Source organism: Albimonas donghaensis, from assembly GCF_900106695.1.
GTDB lineage: Bacteria > Pseudomonadota > Alphaproteobacteria > Rhodobacterales > Rhodobacteraceae > Albimonas > Albimonas donghaensis.
In genome coordinates this window covers 1291027-1309657 of sequence record NZ_FNMZ01000001.1, presented here as the reverse complement: position 1 = coordinate 1309657, position 18631 = coordinate 1291027, and the positions used below count along the sequence as shown (strand labels likewise).

Here is an 18631-nt window from a genome sequence, read left to right as displayed (position 1 = left end):
GCCGGCGCCCCCGTCCGCCTTCGGCGTGTCGGGGGGACGCGAGGGTTCGCGCCCAGCGCTCCGGCGCCCGGCCCCGGACGGATCGCGACGGATCGCGACGGATCGCGACGGATCGCGACGGATCGCGACGGATCGCGATGAGGGCGGGGGCGGGGAGACCTCGCCGCCCGCGCCGCCCCCCGCAACGCCGCGCGGGCGCTCCGGCGCCGCCAGCGCGCGGGTCGACGCGCGGCTCCCTCGCCCGCCGTGGGCCCGCCGTGGGCCCGTCGCGCGCCCGGCGTTCAGCCGCCCTCGCGCAGCCGCTCCTCCAGTTCATGCCGCTTGATCTTGCCGGTGGTGGAGCGGGGCAGGTCCGCATCCTCCACGAAGCGCACGGCGGAGGGGCGCTTGTAGCGCGCGATGCGGCCGTCGAAGCTGGCGATGATCTCCGCCTCCGTCGCCTCCGCGCCCGGGTTCAGCGCCACGAAGGCCACCGGCGTCTCGCCCCATCTGGCATCCGCCTTGCGCACCACGCAGGCGTCGTAGACGCGGGGATCGGCCAGCAGCACCCGCTCGATCTCGGCGGGGTAGATGTTCTCGCCCCCCGACTTGATCAGATACTTGGACCGGTCCACGAAGCTCAGCGTCCCGTCGGGGTTGCGCACGAACATGTCGCCCATGTGGAACCAGCCGCCGCGGAAATCCTTGGCGTTGGCCTCGGGGTTGTTCCAGTAGCCCGAGAACAGCGTCGGCCCGCGCACCGCCATCTCTCCGGGCTCGCCATCCGCGACCTCGTTGTCGTCCGCGTCCACCAGCCGGGTCCGGCACCAGGTGTTGAGCGTCTTGTCCAGCCGCTCGGGCCGCGCGCCCACCGGGATCATGCCGGCGGAGACGGGGGTGGAGCCGGTCTCGGTCGCGCCGAACGTGTTCAGGTAGGGGGCGTCGAGCAGCCGGGTCACCGCCGCGATCTGGTCCCGCGGCACCAGGTCGGCCATGACGCCCGCGTATTTCACGCCGGCGGCGGGCAGGCCCTGGGCGGCCATCGCGTCGATGAAGGGCTGGATGGCGCCGGGCATCAGGGTCAGGCGGCCGATCCGCTCCCGCGATACGATTTCGGCCAGGGCGGGGGCGTCGAAGCCGTCCATCACCATCACCTTGCCGCCCCGCATCAGGGTCGCCAGCGCCGTGTCGGCCGAGGCCATGTGGAACAGCGGCGCCCAGGCCACGAACCCGTCCTCGGGGCCCGTCGGCAGGTCGGTCGCCGCCACCATGGCCCGCGCGATCTCGGCCCGGTGGGAGATCAGCGCCCCCTTGGGCAGCCCCGTGGTGCCCGAGGTGTAGAGGATCAGCAGCCCGTCTTCGGGGTCCACGTTCGGGTCGGCCGGCGCCGGCCGGGCCTCCGCCAGCGCGGCCTCGTAGGCGTCGCCATAGGCCAGCGCGGCGCAGCCCTGCGGGGCGACGCGCCCGGCGGTCTCGGCGAAGCGGGGGGAGGCGAGCAGCAGGGTCGGGGCGACGAGGCCGAGGCAGTGGCGCAGCTCCTCATCCGCCAGCCGCCAGTTCTGGCAGCAGGCGATGGCGCCGATCCGCGCGCAGCCCAGGAACAGCTCCAGGAACTCGCCGCGATTCTCCGCCAGCACCGCCACGCGGTCGCCCCGGGCCACGCCCCGCGCGGCCAGCGCCCCCGCCAGCCGGGCGGCGCGTTCGTCCAGTTGCGCGTAGCTGAGCGCCAGCCGCCCGTCCGCCACCGCCGGCCGGTCGGGGGCGAGCCGGACGCGCGCCGCGAAATGGTCGGCCACGGTCAGCGCCGAGGCGGCATGGGCGAGGCCCGGGTCGATGCCGGGCATGGGCAGGGGGCCGCGCGGGGCGTCAGGGGCGGGCTGGGCGGTCATCTTCATCCTCCGTTCGGGCCGACTTGTGTTGGGCGCGCGGCGCGAGGGCGGGGCCGTGCGGGACGGCGCGACGACGCGGGCGCAGGCTCGGGGCGGCCCGCCCCGGCGGGGAAACCGATACAGGTTGCGGCGCCGCTGCGCGAGGGCTCGCGGCAGGGGGTCGCGGCGGGGGATCGGCGGGCGGCGCAGCGTCAGGGGTCCGGAGCCGCGCGTCGGCCCGCCCGCGGACGGCGCCGGGGCGCCCGCGCGGCGCGGAGACGGCGGCGAGGGGGGAGAGGGAAGAGGGAAGTGGGGGCAAGGGGAAGAGAGACGGCGCCGGCGGGGGAGCGCGTCGGGACGCGCGTTTCGGCCTCCGTCACGCCCGACGCGACGTGCCGGCGCGCAGGGCTCGGCCCCACGCACAGGGCAAGCACGCGCAGGGCGCGCAAGACCCGCCCGGGACCCGAGTTGCCCGGGACGCGCTTCGATATCAGGGAAAGGCCGTGTGAGACGCTCCTCTCGGGAGGCCTCGGTGCGGGATGGCTCCGGCGGTAGGATTCGAACCTACGACCAGCGGATTAACAGTCCGATGCTCTACCACTGAGCTACGCCGGATCAGCCCGCGCCTTGTCGGCTGGGCGGCGTATAGCAAGGGCGATGGGGCGCGTCCAGAGGGTGCGGGCGCCTTTCGCATCCTGCGGCGGATTGCGCCGGTCGGAAGGCGCGGGGCGCGGCCGGATGACGGGCTTTCGGGGACTGGGCGGGGGCTGGGCGGGGGCTGGGCGGGGACCGGAGACGTGTCGGACGCGGGCGCGGCGGGAGGGCGAAAACGGAGGCGGACGCCCGTCGCGCCCTGCGGAAACCGGCCCCGGCCCCGAGACCTGGGGGCCGGCCCGGGGCGGGACTGCGCGCGGCGAGGGCGCATGGCGCGGGGCGGATGCAAGCCAGCGCGCGGGTCTCGGGGCGGGTTTCGGGGCCGGGAGGGGGCGGGAGCGGATCCGGGCGCGAGGCGCGGGTTCGGGAGGGAATCGCCGCGGCGAAGGCGCCGGGGCCGGACCCTCGGCTTCGCCCGCTCGGATCCCCCCCCTCAGCTTCCGGGCGGGCGGCCGCCGTATTCGCGGGTCACTTCGCCCGCCACCCGCGCCACCAGCTCGCGCAGCTGGGACAGGCGCTCGTCCCCGATCCGGCTCTTGGGGCCGGAGACGGAGATCGCCGCGGCCGGGGCGCCGGTCTCGGTCAGCACCGCGGCGCCGATGCAGCGCAGGCCCTCGGCGTGCTCCTCGTCGTCCACCGCCACACCGTCGCGGCGGGCGCGCTCCAACGCCTCGGCCAGGGCGTCGGGGTCGGTCAGGGTGCGCGGCGTGGCGCGGGGCAGGCCGTGCTCCTCGATCACGCGTTTCGCGTGCTCGGGGCGCATATGGGCCAGCATCGCCTTGCCCGCCCCCGACCAGTGCATCTTGGTGCGCCCGCCGACCCGGGTCAGCGCGCGCATCGCATGGCGGCTCTCGACCTGGGCCATGCACACGATCTCGCCGCCCGATTCCAGGAAGATGTTCGCGGTCTCGCCGGTCGTCTCCATCAGCCGTCGCATATAGGGCCGCGCCATCACGATCACGTCGCGGGTCCGCGCGAAGGCCGCGCCCACGGTGAACGCCGCCACTCCCACCTGCCACGACCCCGTGCCCGCGTCGAAGCGCACGAAGCGCTCGCTCTCCAGCGTCGTGAGGATGCGGTGCGCGGTCGAGGCGGCCAGCCCCGCGCGTTGCGCGGTCTCGGACAGGGTCAGCCCCTCGGGACTGTCGGAAAGCGCGCGCATCACCGAAACCGCTCGGGTGATGGCTCTCACCTGTCCGGTCCGTCCGTCCGTGTCTTTCGCGGCCATGTTCGGCCTCCTTTGCCTGTGCATCGGCAACTAGTCCGTTCCGCGCAGCTGACCAGAGCCGGGCGCCGGGATCGGGTTGGCGGGGCGCTCAACGCTCTATACAAGTTCGTGATCCGCCGCTCCGAGCCCCCTCGCAGGGGACCTCGCCCGCGCCCGGCCGGGGCCGCCGGCGCGGGGCGGGGCGGGCGGCGCGGGCAGGGGAGGACACGCGATGCAGGCGCTCGACGTCAAGGGAGCCGCGATTCACTACGCCGACGAGGGCGACCGGGGCGGGACCCCGGTGGTGTTCTCCAACTCCCTGGGAACCGATTTCCGGATCTGGGACGACATGGTCGCGCGGCTTGGCCCGCGGCTGCGCATCATCCGCTACGACACCCGCGGCCACGGCCTGTCCGACACCCCCTCCGACGCCTGCACGGTGGAGGAGCTGGCCGACGATCTCGCGGCGCTGCTCGACCACCTGGAGGTGAAGCGGGCGGTGATCGTGGGGCTGTCGATCGGGGGCATGGTGGCGCAGGCGCTGGCGGCGCGGCGTCCCGATCTGGTCCGGGCGCTGGTGCTGATGGACACCGCCGCGCGCATCGGCGAGCCGATGAGCTGGGAAAGCCGGATCGCCCAGGTCGAGGCGGAGGGCGTCGCCTCCATCGCCGACGGGGTCATCGCCAAGTGGTTCTCGGCGGCCTACCAGGCCCATCGCAGGACGGAGCTCGCCGCCTGGCGCGCCATGCTCTCGCGCACCGAAAGCCGGGGCTACGCCGCCTGCTGCCGGGCGCTGCGCGACGCGGATCTGCGCGCCTCCACGGCGCGGATCAGCGTGCCGGTGCTGGCGATCTGCGGGGACGAGGACGGCGCCACGCCCCCCGCCGTGGTCGAGGCGACCGCGGATCTGATCGCCGGCGCCCGGTTCGAGCTGGTGCGCGAGGCCGGGCATCTGCCCTGCATCGAGCATCCCAACACCTGCGCGGCCATGCTGACCGCCTTTCTGTCGGAGATCGGATGATGACCGAGACCAAAGCCCCCGCAGCCGACCCGGGCGCCGCCCGCCGCGCCATGGGCGAGGCGACCCGGCGCAGCGTGCTGGGCGACGCCCATGTGGACCGCAGCCAGGGAACCGCGACGCTTTTCGACAAACCCTTCGTGGATTTCATCACCGAAGGGGCCTGGGGCACGGTATGGTCGGGGGATCAGCTGACCAAGCGGGAGCGGTCGCTCATCACGCTGGCGCTGCTGGCCGGTCTGGGGCGGGAGGAGGAGTTCGCGCTTCATACCCGCGCCACCGCCAATACCGGGGCCAGCCCCGAAGACCTGCGCGAGGCGCTGCTTCACGTGGCGGTCTATGCCGGCGTGCCGGCCGCCAACACCGCCTTTCGCATCGCCAAGCAGGTCTTCGCCGAGCGCGAGGCGACCGACGCCGGCGGGGCGCCGGAGCCGTCCGGCTCGGGCGACGCGCCGACCAGGGACTGACGCGCGCCGTCCCGCACCGGCCCGCGCCGCCCCGGCAGGGAGGCGCGGCTCGGGCGTCCGGTCTCTGGCCCGGCGTGACTGGAGCGGAGCGGACCGGACGGGGCGGGGCGGCGAAGGCGCGCAGGAGCGTAGGCGCGAAAGCTCGTCTGGGCGAAGGGGCGGGCGGCCGGCCCCGCCGGGGGCGAAAGGCCCGGCCCATGGCCCGAAAGGCCGCGCATGCCGCCGGGGGGGAGCCCGGCCGGGCGCCCGCGCCGCGGACGCCCCCAGGGGGGAACGATCGCGCAGGAGGCGGCGATGGAATTCGAAAGCGACATGGCCCACCCCGAAGGGGCCTACTTCACCCGCGACCGCAACGGATGGCACCCGAAGCCCTGTGATCCGGGCTACAAGACCTCGGTGCTGCGCTCGCCCTCGCGTCCGCTGGTGGCGCTGGACTCGACCCTGTCGGAGCTTACCGGCCCGGTCTTCGGCCACGATCAGCTCGGGCCGCTCGACGACGACCTGACGCTCAACTTCGCCCGCCCCGGACACACCCCCGTCGGCCCGCGCATCATCGTCCATGGCCGCGTGCTGGACGAGAACGGCCGCCCCGTCCCCGGCGCCCTCGTCGAGGTCTGGCAGGCCAATGCCGGCGGCCGATACCGCCACCGGAAGGAAAGCTACCTCGCCCCCCTCGACCCGGATTTCGGCGGCTGCGGGCGCTGCATCACCGACGAGGCCGGCTGGTATCGCTTCCGCACCATCCAGCCCGGCCCCTATCCCTGGCCCAACGGCCCCAACGACTGGCGCCCCGCCCATATCCACTTCTCGCTCTTCGGCCACGGCTTCGGCCAGCGCCTCATCACCCAGATGTATTTCGAGGGCGATCCGCTGATCTGGAAATGCCCCATCGTGAACACCATCCCCGACCGCGCGGCGGTGGAGCGGCTGATCGCGCCGCTCGACCTGCGCAACGCCATCCCCATGGACGCGCTCGCCTACCGCTTCGACATCGTGCTGCGCGGCCGCCGCTCGACGCTGTTCGAAAACCGGATGGAGGGTCTGTGACATGAGCCGCCTGCGCCACGACCTGCCCAACGACCTCAACGGCTATTTCAAGGAGACCCCCTCCCAGACCGCCGGCCCCTATGTGCATATCGGCCTCACCCCCAATTTCTCCGGGATCGAGGGGGTCTATCCCGAGGATCTCGGCCGCGCCGTGTTCGACCCCGGCGCGCAGGGGGAGCGGGTGACGATCCGCGGCTGCGTCCGGGACGGGGCCGGAACCCCGGTCCGCGACGCGCTGGTGGAGATCTGGCAGGCCGACGCCGCCGGGCTCCATGCCGGGATCGGGGAGCCTCGCGGCGTCGCCGACGGCGCCTTCGGAGGCTTCGGCCGCGCCGCCGCCGACGGCGATACCGGCGAATGGATGTTCGAGACCCTGCGCCCCGGCCGCGTCCCCTTCAAGGACGGCCGCCTGATGGCTCCGCACATCACCTTCTGGATCGTGGCGCGGGGCATCAATATCGGGCTGCACACGCGGATGTATTTCCCCGACGAAGCCAGCGCCAACGCCGAGGACCCGGTGCTCGCGCGCATCGACCCGCCCGCGCGGGCCGAGACCCTGATCGCGGCGCAGGAAGGCCCGGGCGTCTACCGCTTCGACATCCGGCTTCAGGGCGAGCGGGAGACGGTGTTCTTCGACATCTGACCCCGCGCCCCCGGCCTGCCTCCGCTCGGCGAGGGGAGGGGGGCGGGGGCGCCGCGCGCTTCGGACGAGGCTTCGCCTCGCCCCCGCGCCGCGGCCGCCCCGTCTCCTGTCCCGTCCGTGGCCATCTTTCCCGCCGGGCGTGAGTTTTCGCGCCCGCTGCGCCCCCGTCCGTCCGCTCCGGCCTGCGACCAACGCTCCCGCCGGCCGCGTGGTCGCCTCACCGCGCAGGCCGCCCGGCGCCGATCCCCGCCCCGCTCCGCCCCGCCCCGGTTGCGCCTTCGGGCCGGGCGTCGCATGGTCCGGCCCGCCCTCTCCCGCATCCGGAGCCCGCGATGTCCGCCACGCCTTTCGACAGCCCGATGCTGCGCGATCTCGTCTCCGATCCGGACGCCGCGCGGCTGTTCTCCGCCCCCGCCGAGCTGCGCGCCATGATGCTGGTCGAGGGCGGACTGGCCCGCGCCCAGGGCGCGCTCGGCCTGATCCCCGAGACCGCCGCCGTCGCCATCCACCGCGCCTCGCGCGAGCTGGTCATCGACCCCGCCGCGCTCGCCCCCGGCACGGCCGCCGCCGGCGTGCCGGTCCCCGCCTTCGTCGCCGCCTTCCGCGCCGCGATGGGCGCCCCGGAACATGCCGCCTGGGTGCATTTCGGCGCGACCAGCCAGGATATCGTCGACACCGCGCTGGCCCTGCGGCTGCGCGCCTATCTCGACCAGCTCGACGCCCGCCTGCTGGCGATCCTCGCCGCCCTCGGCCCCGCCGCGACCCGCTGGCGCGACCTGCCCATGGCGGCGCGCACCCGCGGGCAGGCCGCCGCCCCCACCTCCTTCGGCGCCCGCATCGCCATCTGGGGCGGGCCGGTCCTGCGCGCCCGCGCCCGGCTGGCGGAACTGCGCCCGCGGCTGCTCCAGGTCTCGCTGGCCGGGGCCGCGGGCACGCTCGCGGCCATGGGGCCGGACGCCGCCGCCGTGCCGCCCCGCCTGGCCGAGGAACTGGGGCTCGCCGCCCCGGACCTGCCCTGGCACGCGGCCCGGGATTCCGTGGCCGAACTGGCCGCCCAGCTCGGCATTCTTGCGGGGGGGCTGGGGAAATTCGGGCTCGACGTGGCGCTGTTGGGCCAGACCGAGGTCGGAGAGCTCGCCGCCGGGGCTTCGGGCGGCTCCTCCACCATGCCCAACAAGGCCAACCCGGTGGGGGCCGAGACGCTGGCGGCGCTCGCCCGCCACGCGGGCCCCCTGGCCTCCGCCCTGCAACAGGCGATGCTGGCGGGGCATGAGCGGGACGGCGCCGCCTGGATGCAGGAATGGCTGGCCCTGCCGCAACTGTGCCTGACCGCCGCCGGGGCCGCGCGCCACGCGCAGGCGCTGGCCGAGGACCTGCGCCCGGACCCGGCCCGGATGCGCGCCAACATGGCGGCCGGCGGCGGGGTGATCCTGGCCGAGGCCGCGACCTTCCGGATGGTCTCCGAAGGCATGCCGCGCCCCGCCGCCCAGGACGCCGTGGGGCGCGCCTGCAAGGCCGCCGCGGCGCAGGCGGTCACGCTGGCCGAGGCGCTGGCCGCCGATCCCGAGACCCCGGATATCGACTGGTCCGCGGCGCTGGCGCCGGAGCTGCACATGGGCCTCGCCCCCGTCCATGCGGACCGGTTCGCGGCGCTGGCGGCGGAGGCCTGCGGGGGCTGACGCGCCCCGCCGCCGCGCCCGCCGTTCCGGAAACCCGAAAGGGGCCGGGCGTCGCCGCCCGGCCCCCTCAGCTCCCCGTCGCCGGCGGCCCGGCGAACGGCCCGCGCGCCACGCGCAGCAGGCCCGGAGAGGACGCCCGACCCCCCCCGCGAAGGGACGTCGGACCTGGCGAGCCGCTGTGCCTCCGCCCCGGCGGTTTCCCCTCCGCCCGAGCGGCGCGACCGCGCCGTCCGTCACCATCAACGCGAGTCGCCGTGATGCCTGCGTGACAGGAGGTCGCCCCAACCCGCGCCCCCCTGCGCCGCGTGCCCCAACCCGCGCCTCCGTATCTTCAACCCGGCGGGATCAGGCGCCGATCTGCGCGAAAAGATCCTCCGCCGCCTCGAAATGCGCGGCCCAGTCCCGCGGCCGCCAGGCCTCGATCCGGGCCAGTTGAGCGGCGCGCGGGTCCGGCCCCTCCGCCATCGGATCGGCGTAGGCGAGCAGCGTCTCCAGCCATGCGGGCAGGTCCAGCGGGTCGATGTAATCCGGCGCCGCCCCGCCTTCGGCCCGCAATTCGGGGATGTCGGCGGCGATCACCGGGCAGCCGAGCGCCAGCGCCTCCGCCACCGCCAGGGCCGAGCCCTCCGCGAAGCTCGGCGCCAGCATGGCCCGGGCGCTCGCCAGCCGGACCGCGACCTCCGGGTCGCCCAGCTCGCTCCGCTCGAACACCACGCGCCCGGCCATCGGCGCGCGGTCGAGAATGTCGGCCACCATCTCGCTTTCCGAGGCGCGCCGGCCCAGGATGAACAGCCGCGGCGCGGCCTCACCCAGCTCGTCCCACAGCCGCTGCCAGATCCACAGCATCGCGAGATGGTTGCGCCGCGGCTCGATGGCGCCGAGCATCACGAAACCGCCCTCCGTCTCCGCCGGCGCCGCGTCCGGTCCGGGCGGGGGCAGGGGGCTCAGCCCCAGCGGCGCGATGCGCGAGGGCGGCGGGCTCTCCAGATGCGCCGCGGCGATGTCGGCGGTGGCGGGCGTCGCATGCAGCAGCCCGTCGCAAAGCCCCGCCGCCCCGAGAAAGGCCAGCAGGCGGTTGGGCTCCGACGGCCGCGCCAGTTCCGGCCGCTCCAGGGCCACGAGGTCATGGCACAGCGCCACGGCCTGCGCCGCCCCCCCCGCCCGCAACGCCTTGAGCCGCGCCGCGTCGAGCTGCGCCTGCGCCACGTTCAGGTAAAGGAAGCGCCCCCGCTCCGCCCCCAGAAGGGCGCCCAGATCCTCCCCCTGGCCCAGCGCGAGCCGACGCGCGAGGCTGTCGGCGCGCCGCTGCCGCTCGGTCCGCCAGGGTGAGAACGCGCCGCGCAGATCGGCGGGCGGCAGCTCCTCCCCCCCGTCCAGCGCCGCGATCAGCGCCGCGGCCCCCGCGCCGTCCAGCAGCGCGTGCCGCGGCCCGGCCGAGACCAGGAACCGCGCGCCGTCCTGCGCCGTCAGCCGGGCGGCCCAGGCGCGCTCGGCCCGGTCGATGGCCCCGGGAATGGTCCGGCCGGCCCGCGCCACGGTGCGGGTCAGGTCGAGCAGACGGCGCAACTTCGGAACCGTCATGCGAGGCGGGCGGAGGGCGGCTTCATCGGCGGGGCTCTCCCGGAAACGCCATGCGGGAAGCCGGGCGCCCCGCGGGCCGATCCGGCGAACGAACAGGCGTCACGCTCCGTTCATCGCGCGCCCGTGTCAACGGAAAGCCGCGCCGCCCGCGCCCCGCCCTCGCAAACGTGAAACGGGGACGCGCCGCGCCCCCGTTTCCCTCGTTCCATCCGTGGCTTCCGGGGAGGGCGCCCCCCCCCGCCCGCGCCTCAGCGCAAGGCAGGCCTCACGCCTCAGCGCGAATACCGTCCCGTCTGCCGCCACGCCCAGGCGTCGCCGATCATCTGCGCCATCACCGACCGTTCCGGCGACCAGCCCAGCACCTCGCGCGCGCGGGTCCCGTCGCAGACCAGCCGCGCCGGATCGCCGGGGCGCCGGGGCCCGTAGTTCATCGGCACGGTTTCGCCGACCACCTCGGAAGCCGCGTCCACGACCTCGCGCACCGAGAACCCGGACCCGGTCCCGAGGTTCAGCCGCAGGCTCTCCTTGCCCGCCAGCAGCCACTCGGTCCCCAGCACATGCGCGTCCACCAGGTCCATGACATGCACATAGTCGCGAATGCAGGTCCCGTCCGGGGTGGGGTAGTCCGTGCCGTTGATGGTCAGCGCATCGCGCGCGCCGGCCACCGAATCCAGCACATTGGGCACCAGATGGGTTTCGGGCACGTGATGCTCGCCCACCTGCCGCTCCGGGTCCGCGCCCGCCACGTTGAAGTAGCGGAAGGCGATGGAGCGGATGCCGTGGGCCTTCTCGAAATCGTCGAGCATCTTCTCGACCGCCAGTTTCGACGCCCCGTAGGGGTTGATCGGGGCCTGACGGGCGGTCTCGGTGATCGGGTCCTCGTCCGGCTCCCCATAGGTCGCGGCGGTGGAGGAGAACACGATCGAGCCCACGCCCGCATCCCGCATCGCGGTCAGCAGGTTCAGCGAGCCGCCGACATTGTTGCGCCAGTAAAGCTCCGGGTCGGCCATGGACTCGCCGACATTCGACAGGGCCGCGAAATGCATCACCGCTTCGGGCTTCGCCTGGGCGAAGGCCGCCTTCAGGGCGTCGAGGTCGAGCAGGTCGCCCTCGATCATCTCCCCGAACTTGACCGCATCGCGCCAGCCGGTGCGGAAATTGTCGAACACGATGGGCTCGTGTCCCGCGGCGCGCAGGGCCTTGCAGCCATGCGCACCGATATAGCCGGCGCCGCCGGTGACCAGAATTCTCGCCATGAGTTCCGTTCTTTAAGCGTGGAAGTTGAAGTTACTCGGCAGCTCTCAGACCCGCCACGGTGTCGCGCAGGAAGTCCGAGAATTCGTGGCCCAGATCCGGACGCGCCAGCCCGAAGGCCACCGTCGCCTTGAGGAAGCCGGACTTGGAGCCGCAGTCGAAGCGCCGCCCCTGGAAGCGGTAGCCGTAGACGTCGCGGCCTTCCTTGATCTCCCGCGCGATGGCGTCGGTGAGCTGGATCTCCCCGCCCGCGCCCTTCTGCCCGTCGTTGAGCGTGGTGAACACCGACGGCGGCAGGATGTAGCGCCCGATGACCGCGAGGTTGGAGGGCGGGTTGGTCTTGGGCTTCTCGACCATGCCCTTGGCCTTGACCAGCCGGCCCATGTCGTCCTCGACGTCCAGCACGCCGTAGGAGGACACCTGCTCGCGCGGGACTTCCATGGTGGCGACCATGGCGCCGCCGGTCTCCATGTAGGCGTCCATCATCTGTTCGAGGCACGGGGTCTCGGAGGCGATGACGTCGTCGGGCAGCAGCACCGCGACGGGCTCTTCCGGGCCGATCAGGCGGCGCGCGCACCACACCGCATGGCCGAGGCCGAGCGCTTCGGTCTGGCGCACATAGGCGATCTGGCCGCTGTCCATGTTGGCCTTGCGCACTTCGGAGAGCAGGTCGGTCTTGCCCTTTTCCTCCAGCGCGCGCTCAAGCTCGGGGGCGAGGTCGAAATAATCCTCCAGCGCCGATTTCCCGCGCGAGGTGACGAAGATGAATTCCTTGATCCCGGCGGCGCGGGCCTCGTCGATCGCGTACTGGATCAGGGGCCTGTCGACCAGCGGCAGCACTTCCTTGGGGATCGCCTTGGTGGCCGGCAGGAACCGCGTGCCCAGCCCCGCGACCGGGAAGATGGCCTTGGTGACTTTGTTGCCCATATCGTCCTCTTTCGCCCCGGCGCAGGCTGCGCCGCGGGGCTTGTGATCAGGTTTGCGCCGGGTCCCGCGACAGGGGCGGCCGGCGGCGCGCATCGGCGCGCTGGGGTCGTTATTGGCGGGGGCCCGTGACCATTCCGTGACCGGGCGCACCTTTCGGCGGGCTTTTACGCGCGTTGTCTCGACGCGGGTCCGGTTTCGCGGCGGGTTCGGGCTTCCCTGACGTCCCGGCGCGGCCATGCGGCCATCGTTGCCGGAACGGATACGATCCTTTCACAGGATGCCGGCGCGTTCCATGGCGGATTCGACGCGGGCGACGTCCTGCGGGTTGTTCACTTCCCAGAACACGCGGCCCCGGGCCTCGACCTCGACGCATTTCAGCGCCACGCCGTTTTCCAGGAAGCGCAGCTGCTCCAGCCCCTCCCAGGTCTCCAGCCCGCCTTCCGGCCAGCCCGCATAGGCCGCGAGCGCGCCGGGGCGGTAGGCGTAGACGCCGACATGGTGGAAGACCGGGCAGGTCTCGGCCGCGGCGAAGGTGCGCCCCGTGTAGGGGATCACCTCCTTGGAGAAATACAGCGCCCGCCCGGACCGGTCGAAGACCGCCGTGGTGCCCCCGACCCGCCCCGCCGCGCGATCCTCCAGGAAGGCCGCATGGGCCTCCGCGTCGCAGCGCAGCACCGGGGTGGCCACGTCGAAGCTCTGGTCCGCCATCGCGTCGCGCAGCGCCTCCAGGAACCATGGCGGCGTCAGCGGCGCGTCGCCCTGAAGGTTCACGATCACCTCCGGATCGCTCTCCAGCATCGGCAGGGCGGCGGCGCAGCGTTCGGTTCCGTTGCGGCAGCTCTCCGGAGTCATCACCACCCGGGCGCCGAACCCCTCCGCCGCCTCGGCGATGCGGGCGTCATCGGTCGCCACCACCACCTCGGCGAAGCCCTGCGCCGCCATCCCCGCCTCCCACGCCCGCTGGATCAGGGATTTCGACACCCCGTCCGCCCCGCGCAGCGCCTGCAACGGCTTGCCGGGAAAGCGCGAGGACTTGTAGCGGGCGGGAATGACGATGGCGGCGCGGGGGGCGGGCATGGTCTCAGCGGTCCTTCAGCTCGACGCCCGGGGCGAAGCAGATGAAGAACGGGTTGGCGAAGCCCTCCTTGCCGTATTTCAGCGCGCCGCCCTCCCAGGCGTGGACCTCGCCGCCGGCCGCGCGCAGCACCGCGTCGCCGGCCGCCGTGTCCCATTCCATCGTGCGGCCCAGCCGCGGATACAGGTCCGCCTCCCCGGCCGCCAGCAGGCAGAACTTCAGGGACGAGCCGGCCGACAGGAAATCCGCCACCTGGTATTTGGAGATGTATTCGTCCGTCGCCGCATCCCGGTGGGATTTCGAGGCCACGACCTTCAGCGCCGCGTTGTCGGGGGTCGCGACCTTCAGCGGCGTCGCGTCGGTCCCGTCGGGCTTGATCTCCTCGGCCCCGCCGCCGGGCAGGGTGCGGAACAGGCGGCCGAGCACCGGGGCGTAGACCACGCCATGGGTCGGGACGCCGTCCTCGACCAGCGCGATGTTCACGGTGAACTCGCCGCGCCGCTGCACGAATTCCTTGGTCCCGTCGAGCGGGTCGACGATGAGGAAGGTCGAGACCGACTGCCCATGGGTCGCGGCCTGCTCTTCGGTGACCAGCGCCAGGTCGGGGAAGGCTTCGCGCAGTCCGGCCGAGATCAGGGCGTCGGCCTTCTCATCGGCCTCGGTGACGGGGCTTTCGTCGGACTTGGACTTCACGTCGAAATCGGGCGAGGCGTAGACCTCGAGGATCACCTCTCCCGCCTTGAGCGCGAGTTCGGTGAAAGTGTCGGTGATCGCCTTGTAATCCATGGTCTTGCCCTCGGTTTCGGTCCCACACGGCAGCAAGGTTTGCCGCGCTGCGGCGTGGATGTCGAGGGGCGGGGGGACGCAGGGGGGGCGGGGTCAGGGCTCGGGATCGTCGTCCTCGTCAGGCGCATCAAGCGGGTCGAGGGCGTCGGCCAACAGCTCCGCGAATTTCTCCTGCGCCTTCGAAAGCGCTTCTTCGATCGCTCGCCATTCCTCGCTCTCGAAGAACGCCTTGCCAACATTCCAGACCTTCCGGCCCTCCCGCACCATGCGCGCGAAGCCGGAGAGCCGCGCCGCCATGCCGCCCAGCCCCCGCAGGATGCGCCGCCCCCGGCTCTGGGCCTCGCCGGGCCGCGCCTTCTCCGCGTCGATCTCCTGCGTCGCCGCATCCGCGACGCCGGCGAGCGAGCCGTCCGCGATTTTCGTCGCCTCCAGGTCCCGCATCTTCTCCGCGATATCGGCGACCGTGTCGCGCAGCGCCTCCAGGTCCGCATCGGCGCGCACCGGGGGCAGGGCGGCGTCGCGCCGGCGCTCCACCTCGCTCGGCGGTTCGAAATAGGGTTTCAGCCTGTCGTGATGCGCGACCAGCGCCTCCAACCCTCCGATGAAGCCCGGCCGCATCATCTGGTCGAATTCCGGCCGGTCGGCGGAGCGCAGGGCGCTGTCGATGCGCCGGATCGAGGGTTCCAGCTCGAAGATGTTCACCGGGTCGCGGTCGAGCCGCTTGCGATAACGCCGCAAGGCTATCGTGAATTCCTCGGGCACCTGGCCGGAGGCGCCCGCGACGCCCGCATCCTCGATCAGGTCATCGGCGCTGGCCCGCAACCCGTCGAGCCGCTGCGCCTGGGCCTGCGGATCGAACCGCGCCGCGCCCTCCGGCCCCAGCCGGTCGAGCGCGATCATATGCGCGCCATCCGGCCCCTCGCGCAACCGAACATCAACACGGCTCGCCTCGGCCAGGCGCTCCTCAAGCGCCGAGGGCGCGTCCGCCTCCGCTTCCGCCTCCGGGTGCTTTTCGCGCAGCCAGTCGATCACCTCCCGTGCCTGAACGCCTGGAGTCTTCTTTGAAATCGCTTCAAGCGCCTGATCGCTGCGCGCGGCGGGCGTGTCTTCAATGTCGAGATACTTACCGTCCCCTGCCGGAAACCTCCCGATCCGAAGCAGCGGCGCGATATCCGCGACCTGCGTGCGAGCGAGGTCGAGGCTCTGCAGCCCCGTGCACCCGGCGAGCGGCGCGATATCCGCGACCTTCGTGCTGTTGAGGTCGAGGCTCTGCAGCCGCGTGCATCCTGCGAGCGGCGCGATATCCGCGACCTGCGTGAAGTTGAGGTCGAGGCTCCGCAGCCCCGTGCATCCGGCTAGCGGCGCGATATCCGCGACCTTCGTGCGGTTGAGGTCGAGGCTCTGCAGCCCCGTGCATTCGACAAGCGGCGCGATACTGGCGACCCGCGTACCGCTGAGGTTGAGGGTCTGCAGCCCCGTGCGTACGGCGACCGGCGCGATATCCGCGACCTGCGGGTTATTGCCGAGATCAAGAACCCGCAGGCGGGGCAGGCGGGCCAAAGGCGAAAGGTCCGTCACCCCTGTGTCGCGCAGGTTGAGGCGGCGGAGGTCAGACGCCTCGGCCAGCGGCGCGAGCGACTCGATCTCTTGGGAGGGGGCGGGGAACTTTCCATCCGGCGTCTCGCCGTCCCCGACTTCCAGCGCTTCGAGCCCTTCGACCTCCCCCAATCCCGGCGGGATCGCCCGCAGCGCGCCGAGGTCGCTGAACCAGATTGTCCTGCGGTCCTCGGGGTCTTTCGCGTCGCGGGTCAGGCGGATGCGGCGGACCGCTTCCGTATAGGCGGCGTCGGGGTTCTGGTTCCACTCCTCCCGCCCGTATTCGATCTCCAGCACCGCGCCGCCCCTGTCCGATTAACCAATCCTGACCAGAAGGCCGCGCCCATCGCGCCGGGTCAAGCGGTCGAATAACCAACCCTTTCACCTGGCATACGCGCGGTGCACGCAAGGCGCACGCATGTCACCCCCCCGAAATCCGCACGAAAAAGGCCCGCGGCGTCCCCGCCGCGGGCCTTCTTGAGCCGTGCCGAAACGCCCCCCTCGGGGGCCCGCCTCATTCGGCGGTATCGGCGCTCACCGAGTTGAGCTGCTCGTATTTCTCGACCCCGATCCGCTCCAGCAGGTCGAGCTGGGTTTCGAGGAAGTCGATATGGCCTTCCTCGTCCGTCATCAGCTCTTCGAACAGGTTCTTGGAGACGTAGTCGCCCACGCTCTCGCAATATTCCCGGGCCTCTTTATACAGCGCCCGCGCGTCGTGCTCGCCGGCCAGGTCGCATTCCAGCGTCTCCTTCACCGTCTCGCCGATGCGAAGCGGATCAAGGACTTGGAGGTTGGGATGGCCTTCGAGGAACAGGATGCGGTCGATGAACTTGTCGGCGTGGTGCATCTCCTCGATCGACTCGGCGCGGGACTTGGCGGCGAGCTTGCCCACCCCCCAGTCCGCCTGCAGCCGGTAGTGCAGCCAGTACTGGCTCACCGCCGTCAGCTCGCTGCGCAGACCCTTGTTGAGATACTCGATGACCTTGGGATCGCCCTTCATTTCATTCTCCGCTTCGCGGGGCTGCGCAGACCCCGCAGAACGGGCGGCACCCCGGTGTTTTCGTCGGCGCGCAGGACATCCACGAACAGCGAGACGCAACCGCCGCATTCGGGGCGCTTGCCCAGCGCACGATACACCTTGCCCGGCGTGATCAGTCCATGCGGGTCGGCGGCGCGCATCCAGGCGACGGCCGCATGGATGTCCGAACTCCGGATCCGGGCGCAGTGACAGACGATCATAGGGCGGTTTCCCGTTCCGTCGAGCGAAGAGTCCCGATCCGGGGCGAGCGGAGGGAACCTGGGGCCAACATGGGGCGCGGCGCGGCGGGCGCCAAGAGAAAACCGACGAAATCCCTCGGAATAACGTCGCACCCTGTGGGACGGGCCTGGGCGGAGGCGGCGGGACGGGTCGGGGCGGCCGTCTCAGCGCCCGCGCGCGCGGCGTTTGCGCAGGTTGGGCCGGGATCGCGCGTGGAAATCCGGGGGCTTGGAGGCGATCCAGGCGATGAAACGGGCGAGCCCCGGATGCGCGCGCAGGGCCTCGGGCGCGGCATAGGCGCGGGCGAGTTCGGCCTCGCTCAGGGCGGCGTGGATCTCGTTGTGGCAGATCTGGTGGAGCAGGGGGGCGGGCCCCCTCGCGCCGCCCTTGAGCCGCGGCGTGAGATGGTGGCGAGAGGCGCGGGCCCCCGCCGGGATCGGGCGCAGGCAGAGCGGGCAGAGCGGGCAGACCGGCGCGGTCTCCCCCGTTTCCGGCGGCGCGGCCGGCGGGGGCGTCGCGGATTTGCGGGCGCGGCGGGACATGGGCGCAGCCTGCAGGCCCGCGCGCCGCGCGGCAAGCCCCGGCCCGGCAAGCCCCGGCCCGGCAAGCCCCGGCCCGGCAAGCCCCGGCCTGTCGCCCGCCCCTCTCGCATCCCCCGGCGGGGCGCCCTAGGCTCCGCCCCCGACGCGGCCCCCTGAAGCGGCCGCCCCGGGAGAGAGACGCATGACCTACACCACCCTGCGCTACGACGTCGAAGACGCCATCTGCACCGTCACCCTGGACCGGCCCGACCGGCTCAACGCCTTCACGGTGGAGATGGCGGCGGAGATCCTCGCCGTGCTCGACCGCGCCGACGCGGACCCCGAGGTGCGCGCTGTGATCTTCACCGGCGAGGGACGGGCCTTCTGCGCGGGCATGGACCTGTCGACCGGCGGCAACGTCTTCGGCCTGGACGAAAGCGTGGACCCGCTGGGCCCCGAGGCGGAAAGGATCCGCGACACCGGCGGAACCATCACGCTGCGCATCTTCCGCATGACCAAGCCGGTGATCGCCGCGATCAACGGCGTCGGCGTGGGCATCGGCGCCACCATGCCGCTGGCGATGGACGCGCGGATCGTGTCCTCGAAGGCCCGCATCGGCTTCGTCTTCGCCAAGATCGGCGTGTGCATGGAGGCGTGCTCGTCCTGGTTCCTGCCGCGGCTGGTGGGCATGTCCACCGCGCTCGACTGGGCCATGTCGGGAGAGATCCTGCCGGCCGAGGAGCTGGCTCGCGGCGGCTACGCCACCCGGGTGGTCGAGCCCGAGGAGCTGATGGCCACGGCGCGGGCCACGGCGCGGCGCTATATCGACGGGGTCTCGCCGGTCTCGGTCGCGGTCAACCGGCAGCTTCTGTGGCGGATGGCGGGGGCGAGCCACCCGATGGAGGCGCACAGGATGGACAGCCGCGCGATCTTCCAGCTGTCGATGGAGGACGGGCGCGAGGGCGTGACCGCGTTCGGGGAGAAGCGGACGCCGGAATACACCAAGGTCCCGCCGGCGGACATGCCGGCCTTCTTCGACTGGACCTCGGAGCCCAGGTTCGAATGACCGGC

17 protein-coding genes and 1 tRNA gene are annotated in these 18631 nt (G+C 72.8%); 6 read left to right on the top strand and 12 right to left on the bottom strand.

Features of this window, described 5'->3' with window-relative positions; genetic code table 11:
* Nucleotides 1-281 precede the first annotated feature (281 nt).
* The 3 genes from BLV24_RS05480 to BLV24_RS05470 form a co-directional block, all read right to left on the bottom strand.
* The gene (locus BLV24_RS05480) at nucleotides 282-1868 is read right to left on the bottom strand and encodes a class I adenylate-forming enzyme family protein (protein ID WP_218133336.1); all 1587 of its coding nucleotides are present in this window, start codon (nucleotides 1866-1868) and stop codon (nucleotides 282-284) included.
* Between the two features lie 519 nt (nucleotides 1869-2387).
* Nucleotides 2388-2462, bottom strand: a tRNA-Asn gene (locus BLV24_RS05475).
* A 472-nt stretch (nucleotides 2463-2934) separates the two neighbouring features.
* Nucleotides 2935-3729: an IclR family transcriptional regulator gene (locus BLV24_RS05470; RefSeq protein ID WP_176954630.1), complete on the bottom strand. Its 795-nt coding sequence runs from the start codon at nucleotides 3727-3729 to the stop codon at nucleotides 2935-2937.
* A gap of 211 nt (nucleotides 3730-3940) precedes the next feature.
* On the opposite strand from BLV24_RS05470, the gene pcaD reads away from it, so the two are divergent.
* The 5 genes from pcaD to BLV24_RS05445 all read left to right on the top strand — a co-directional run bounded on the left by pcaD (nucleotide 3941) and on the right by BLV24_RS05445 (nucleotide 8562).
* Nucleotides 3941-4729 carry a 3-oxoadipate enol-lactonase gene (gene pcaD / locus BLV24_RS05465; protein ID WP_092680073.1) on the top strand — a complete coding sequence of 263 codons (789 nt, stop codon included), beginning with the start codon at nucleotides 3941-3943 and terminating at the stop codon, nucleotides 4727-4729.
* Complete coding sequence (gene pcaC / locus BLV24_RS05460) at nucleotides 4729-5193, top strand: 4-carboxymuconolactone decarboxylase (RefSeq protein ID WP_092680284.1); 465 nt, start codon at nucleotides 4729-4731, stop codon at nucleotides 5191-5193. Before pcaD ends, pcaC begins: the two co-directional genes overlap by 1 nt.
* A gap of 312 nt (nucleotides 5194-5505) precedes the next feature.
* The gene (gene pcaH / locus BLV24_RS05455; RefSeq protein ID WP_218133359.1) at nucleotides 5506-6240 is read left to right on the top strand and encodes a protocatechuate 3,4-dioxygenase subunit beta; all 735 of its coding nucleotides are present in this window, start codon (nucleotides 5506-5508) and stop codon (nucleotides 6238-6240) included.
* Between the two features lies 1 nt (nucleotide 6241).
* Complete coding sequence (pcaG, locus tag BLV24_RS05450; protein WP_218133335.1) at nucleotides 6242-6883, top strand: protocatechuate 3,4-dioxygenase subunit alpha; 642 nt, start codon at nucleotides 6242-6244, stop codon at nucleotides 6881-6883.
* 332 nt (nucleotides 6884-7215) lie between these two features.
* Nucleotides 7216-8562 (top strand): lyase family protein, encoded by a 1347-nt coding sequence (locus BLV24_RS05445; protein ID WP_092680071.1) that lies wholly within the window; start codon nucleotides 7216-7218, stop codon nucleotides 8560-8562.
* A gap of 345 nt (nucleotides 8563-8907) precedes the next feature.
* Here BLV24_RS05445 and BLV24_RS05440 read toward each other — a convergent pair whose 3' ends face one another.
* The 9 genes from BLV24_RS05440 to BLV24_RS05400 all read right to left on the bottom strand — a co-directional run bounded on the left by BLV24_RS05440 (nucleotide 8908) and on the right by BLV24_RS05400 (nucleotide 17581).
* Nucleotides 8908-10128, bottom strand: coding sequence for a glycosyltransferase (locus BLV24_RS05440; RefSeq protein WP_143040224.1), 1221 nt, complete (start codon nucleotides 10126-10128; stop codon nucleotides 8908-8910).
* Between the two features lie 287 nt (nucleotides 10129-10415).
* On the bottom strand, nucleotides 10416-11399 hold the full coding sequence (gene galE / locus BLV24_RS05435) for a UDP-glucose 4-epimerase GalE (protein WP_092680069.1): 984 nt from the start codon (nucleotides 11397-11399) through the stop codon (nucleotides 10416-10418).
* Between the two features lie 31 nt (nucleotides 11400-11430).
* Nucleotides 11431-12324 (bottom strand): UTP--glucose-1-phosphate uridylyltransferase GalU, encoded by an 894-nt coding sequence (gene galU, locus BLV24_RS05430; protein WP_092680068.1) that lies wholly within the window; start codon nucleotides 12322-12324, stop codon nucleotides 11431-11433.
* Nucleotides 12325-12594: 270 nt separating this feature from the next.
* The gene (locus BLV24_RS05425) at nucleotides 12595-13401 is read right to left on the bottom strand and encodes a 3-deoxy-manno-octulosonate cytidylyltransferase (RefSeq protein ID WP_092680067.1); all 807 of its coding nucleotides are present in this window, start codon (nucleotides 13399-13401) and stop codon (nucleotides 12595-12597) included.
* A 4-nt stretch (nucleotides 13402-13405) separates the two neighbouring features.
* Nucleotides 13406-14185 carry a 3'(2'),5'-bisphosphate nucleotidase CysQ gene (gene cysQ, locus BLV24_RS05420; protein ID WP_092680066.1) on the bottom strand — a complete coding sequence of 260 codons (780 nt, stop codon included), beginning with the start codon at nucleotides 14183-14185 and terminating at the stop codon, nucleotides 13406-13408.
* A 93-nt stretch (nucleotides 14186-14278) separates the two neighbouring features.
* Complete coding sequence (locus BLV24_RS05415; protein WP_092680065.1) at nucleotides 14279-16078, bottom strand: leucine-rich repeat domain-containing protein; 1800 nt, start codon at nucleotides 16076-16078, stop codon at nucleotides 14279-14281.
* Nucleotides 16079-16295: 217 nt separating this feature from the next.
* The gene (gene bfr / locus BLV24_RS05410) at nucleotides 16296-16781 is read right to left on the bottom strand and encodes a bacterioferritin (RefSeq protein ID WP_092680064.1); all 486 of its coding nucleotides are present in this window, start codon (nucleotides 16779-16781) and stop codon (nucleotides 16296-16298) included.
* Entirely contained in the window at nucleotides 16778-17020 is a 243-nt protein-coding gene (locus BLV24_RS05405; protein WP_143040223.1) for a (2Fe-2S)-binding protein, read from the bottom strand. Before BLV24_RS05405 ends, bfr begins: the two co-directional genes overlap by 4 nt.
* Before the next feature lie 183 nt (nucleotides 17021-17203).
* Entirely contained in the window at nucleotides 17204-17581 is a 378-nt protein-coding gene (locus BLV24_RS05400) for an HNH endonuclease (protein WP_245710387.1), read from the bottom strand.
* 181 nt (nucleotides 17582-17762) lie between these two features.
* On the opposite strand from BLV24_RS05400, the gene BLV24_RS05395 reads away from it, so the two are divergent.
* The gene (locus tag BLV24_RS05395) at nucleotides 17763-18626 is read left to right on the top strand and encodes a crotonase/enoyl-CoA hydratase family protein (protein ID WP_092680063.1); all 864 of its coding nucleotides are present in this window, start codon (nucleotides 17763-17765) and stop codon (nucleotides 18624-18626) included.
* The last annotated feature ends 5 nt before the right edge of the window (nucleotides 18627-18631 follow it).

Excerpts from the sequence above, each read along its gene's own strand:
- galE (WP_092680069.1), bottom strand. The coding sequence starts at position 11,399 with ATGGCGAGAATTCTGGTCACCGGCGGCGCCGGCTATATCGGTGCGCAT.
- BLV24_RS05425 (WP_092680067.1), bottom strand. The coding sequence starts at position 13,401 with ATGCCCGCCCCCCGCGCCGCCATCGTCATTCCCGCCCGCTACAAGTCC.
- pcaD (WP_092680073.1), top strand. The coding sequence starts at position 3,941 with ATGCAGGCGCTCGACGTCAAGGGAGCCGCGATTCACTACGCCGACGAG.
- BLV24_RS05405 (WP_143040223.1), bottom strand. The coding sequence starts at position 17,020 with ATGATCGTCTGTCACTGCGCCCGGATCCGGAGTTCGGACATCCATGCG.
- BLV24_RS05470 (WP_176954630.1), bottom strand. The coding sequence starts at position 3,729 with ATGGCCGCGAAAGACACGGACGGACGGACCGGACAGGTGAGAGCCATC.
- pcaC (WP_092680284.1), top strand. The coding sequence starts at position 4,729 with ATGACCGAGACCAAAGCCCCCGCAGCCGACCCGGGCGCCGCCCGCCGC.
- BLV24_RS05480 (WP_218133336.1), bottom strand. The coding sequence starts at position 1,868 with ATGACCGCCCAGCCCGCCCCTGACGCCCCGCGCGGCCCCCTGCCCATG.
- BLV24_RS05395 (WP_092680063.1), top strand. The coding sequence starts at position 17,763 with ATGACCTACACCACCCTGCGCTACGACGTCGAAGACGCCATCTGCACC.
- BLV24_RS05445 (WP_092680071.1), top strand. The coding sequence starts at position 7,216 with ATGTCCGCCACGCCTTTCGACAGCCCGATGCTGCGCGATCTCGTCTCC.
- galU (WP_092680068.1), bottom strand. The coding sequence starts at position 12,324 with ATGGGCAACAAAGTCACCAAGGCCATCTTCCCGGTCGCGGGGCTGGGC.
- BLV24_RS05400 (WP_245710387.1), bottom strand. The coding sequence starts at position 17,581 with ATGTCCCGCCGCGCCCGCAAATCCGCGACGCCCCCGCCGGCCGCGCCG.
- pcaH (WP_218133359.1), top strand. The coding sequence starts at position 5,506 with ATGGCCCACCCCGAAGGGGCCTACTTCACCCGCGACCGCAACGGATGG.
- pcaG (WP_218133335.1), top strand. The coding sequence starts at position 6,242 with ATGAGCCGCCTGCGCCACGACCTGCCCAACGACCTCAACGGCTATTTC.
- bfr (WP_092680064.1), bottom strand. The coding sequence starts at position 16,781 with ATGAAGGGCGATCCCAAGGTCATCGAGTATCTCAACAAGGGTCTGCGC.
- cysQ (WP_092680066.1), bottom strand. The coding sequence starts at position 14,185 with ATGGATTACAAGGCGATCACCGACACTTTCACCGAACTCGCGCTCAAG.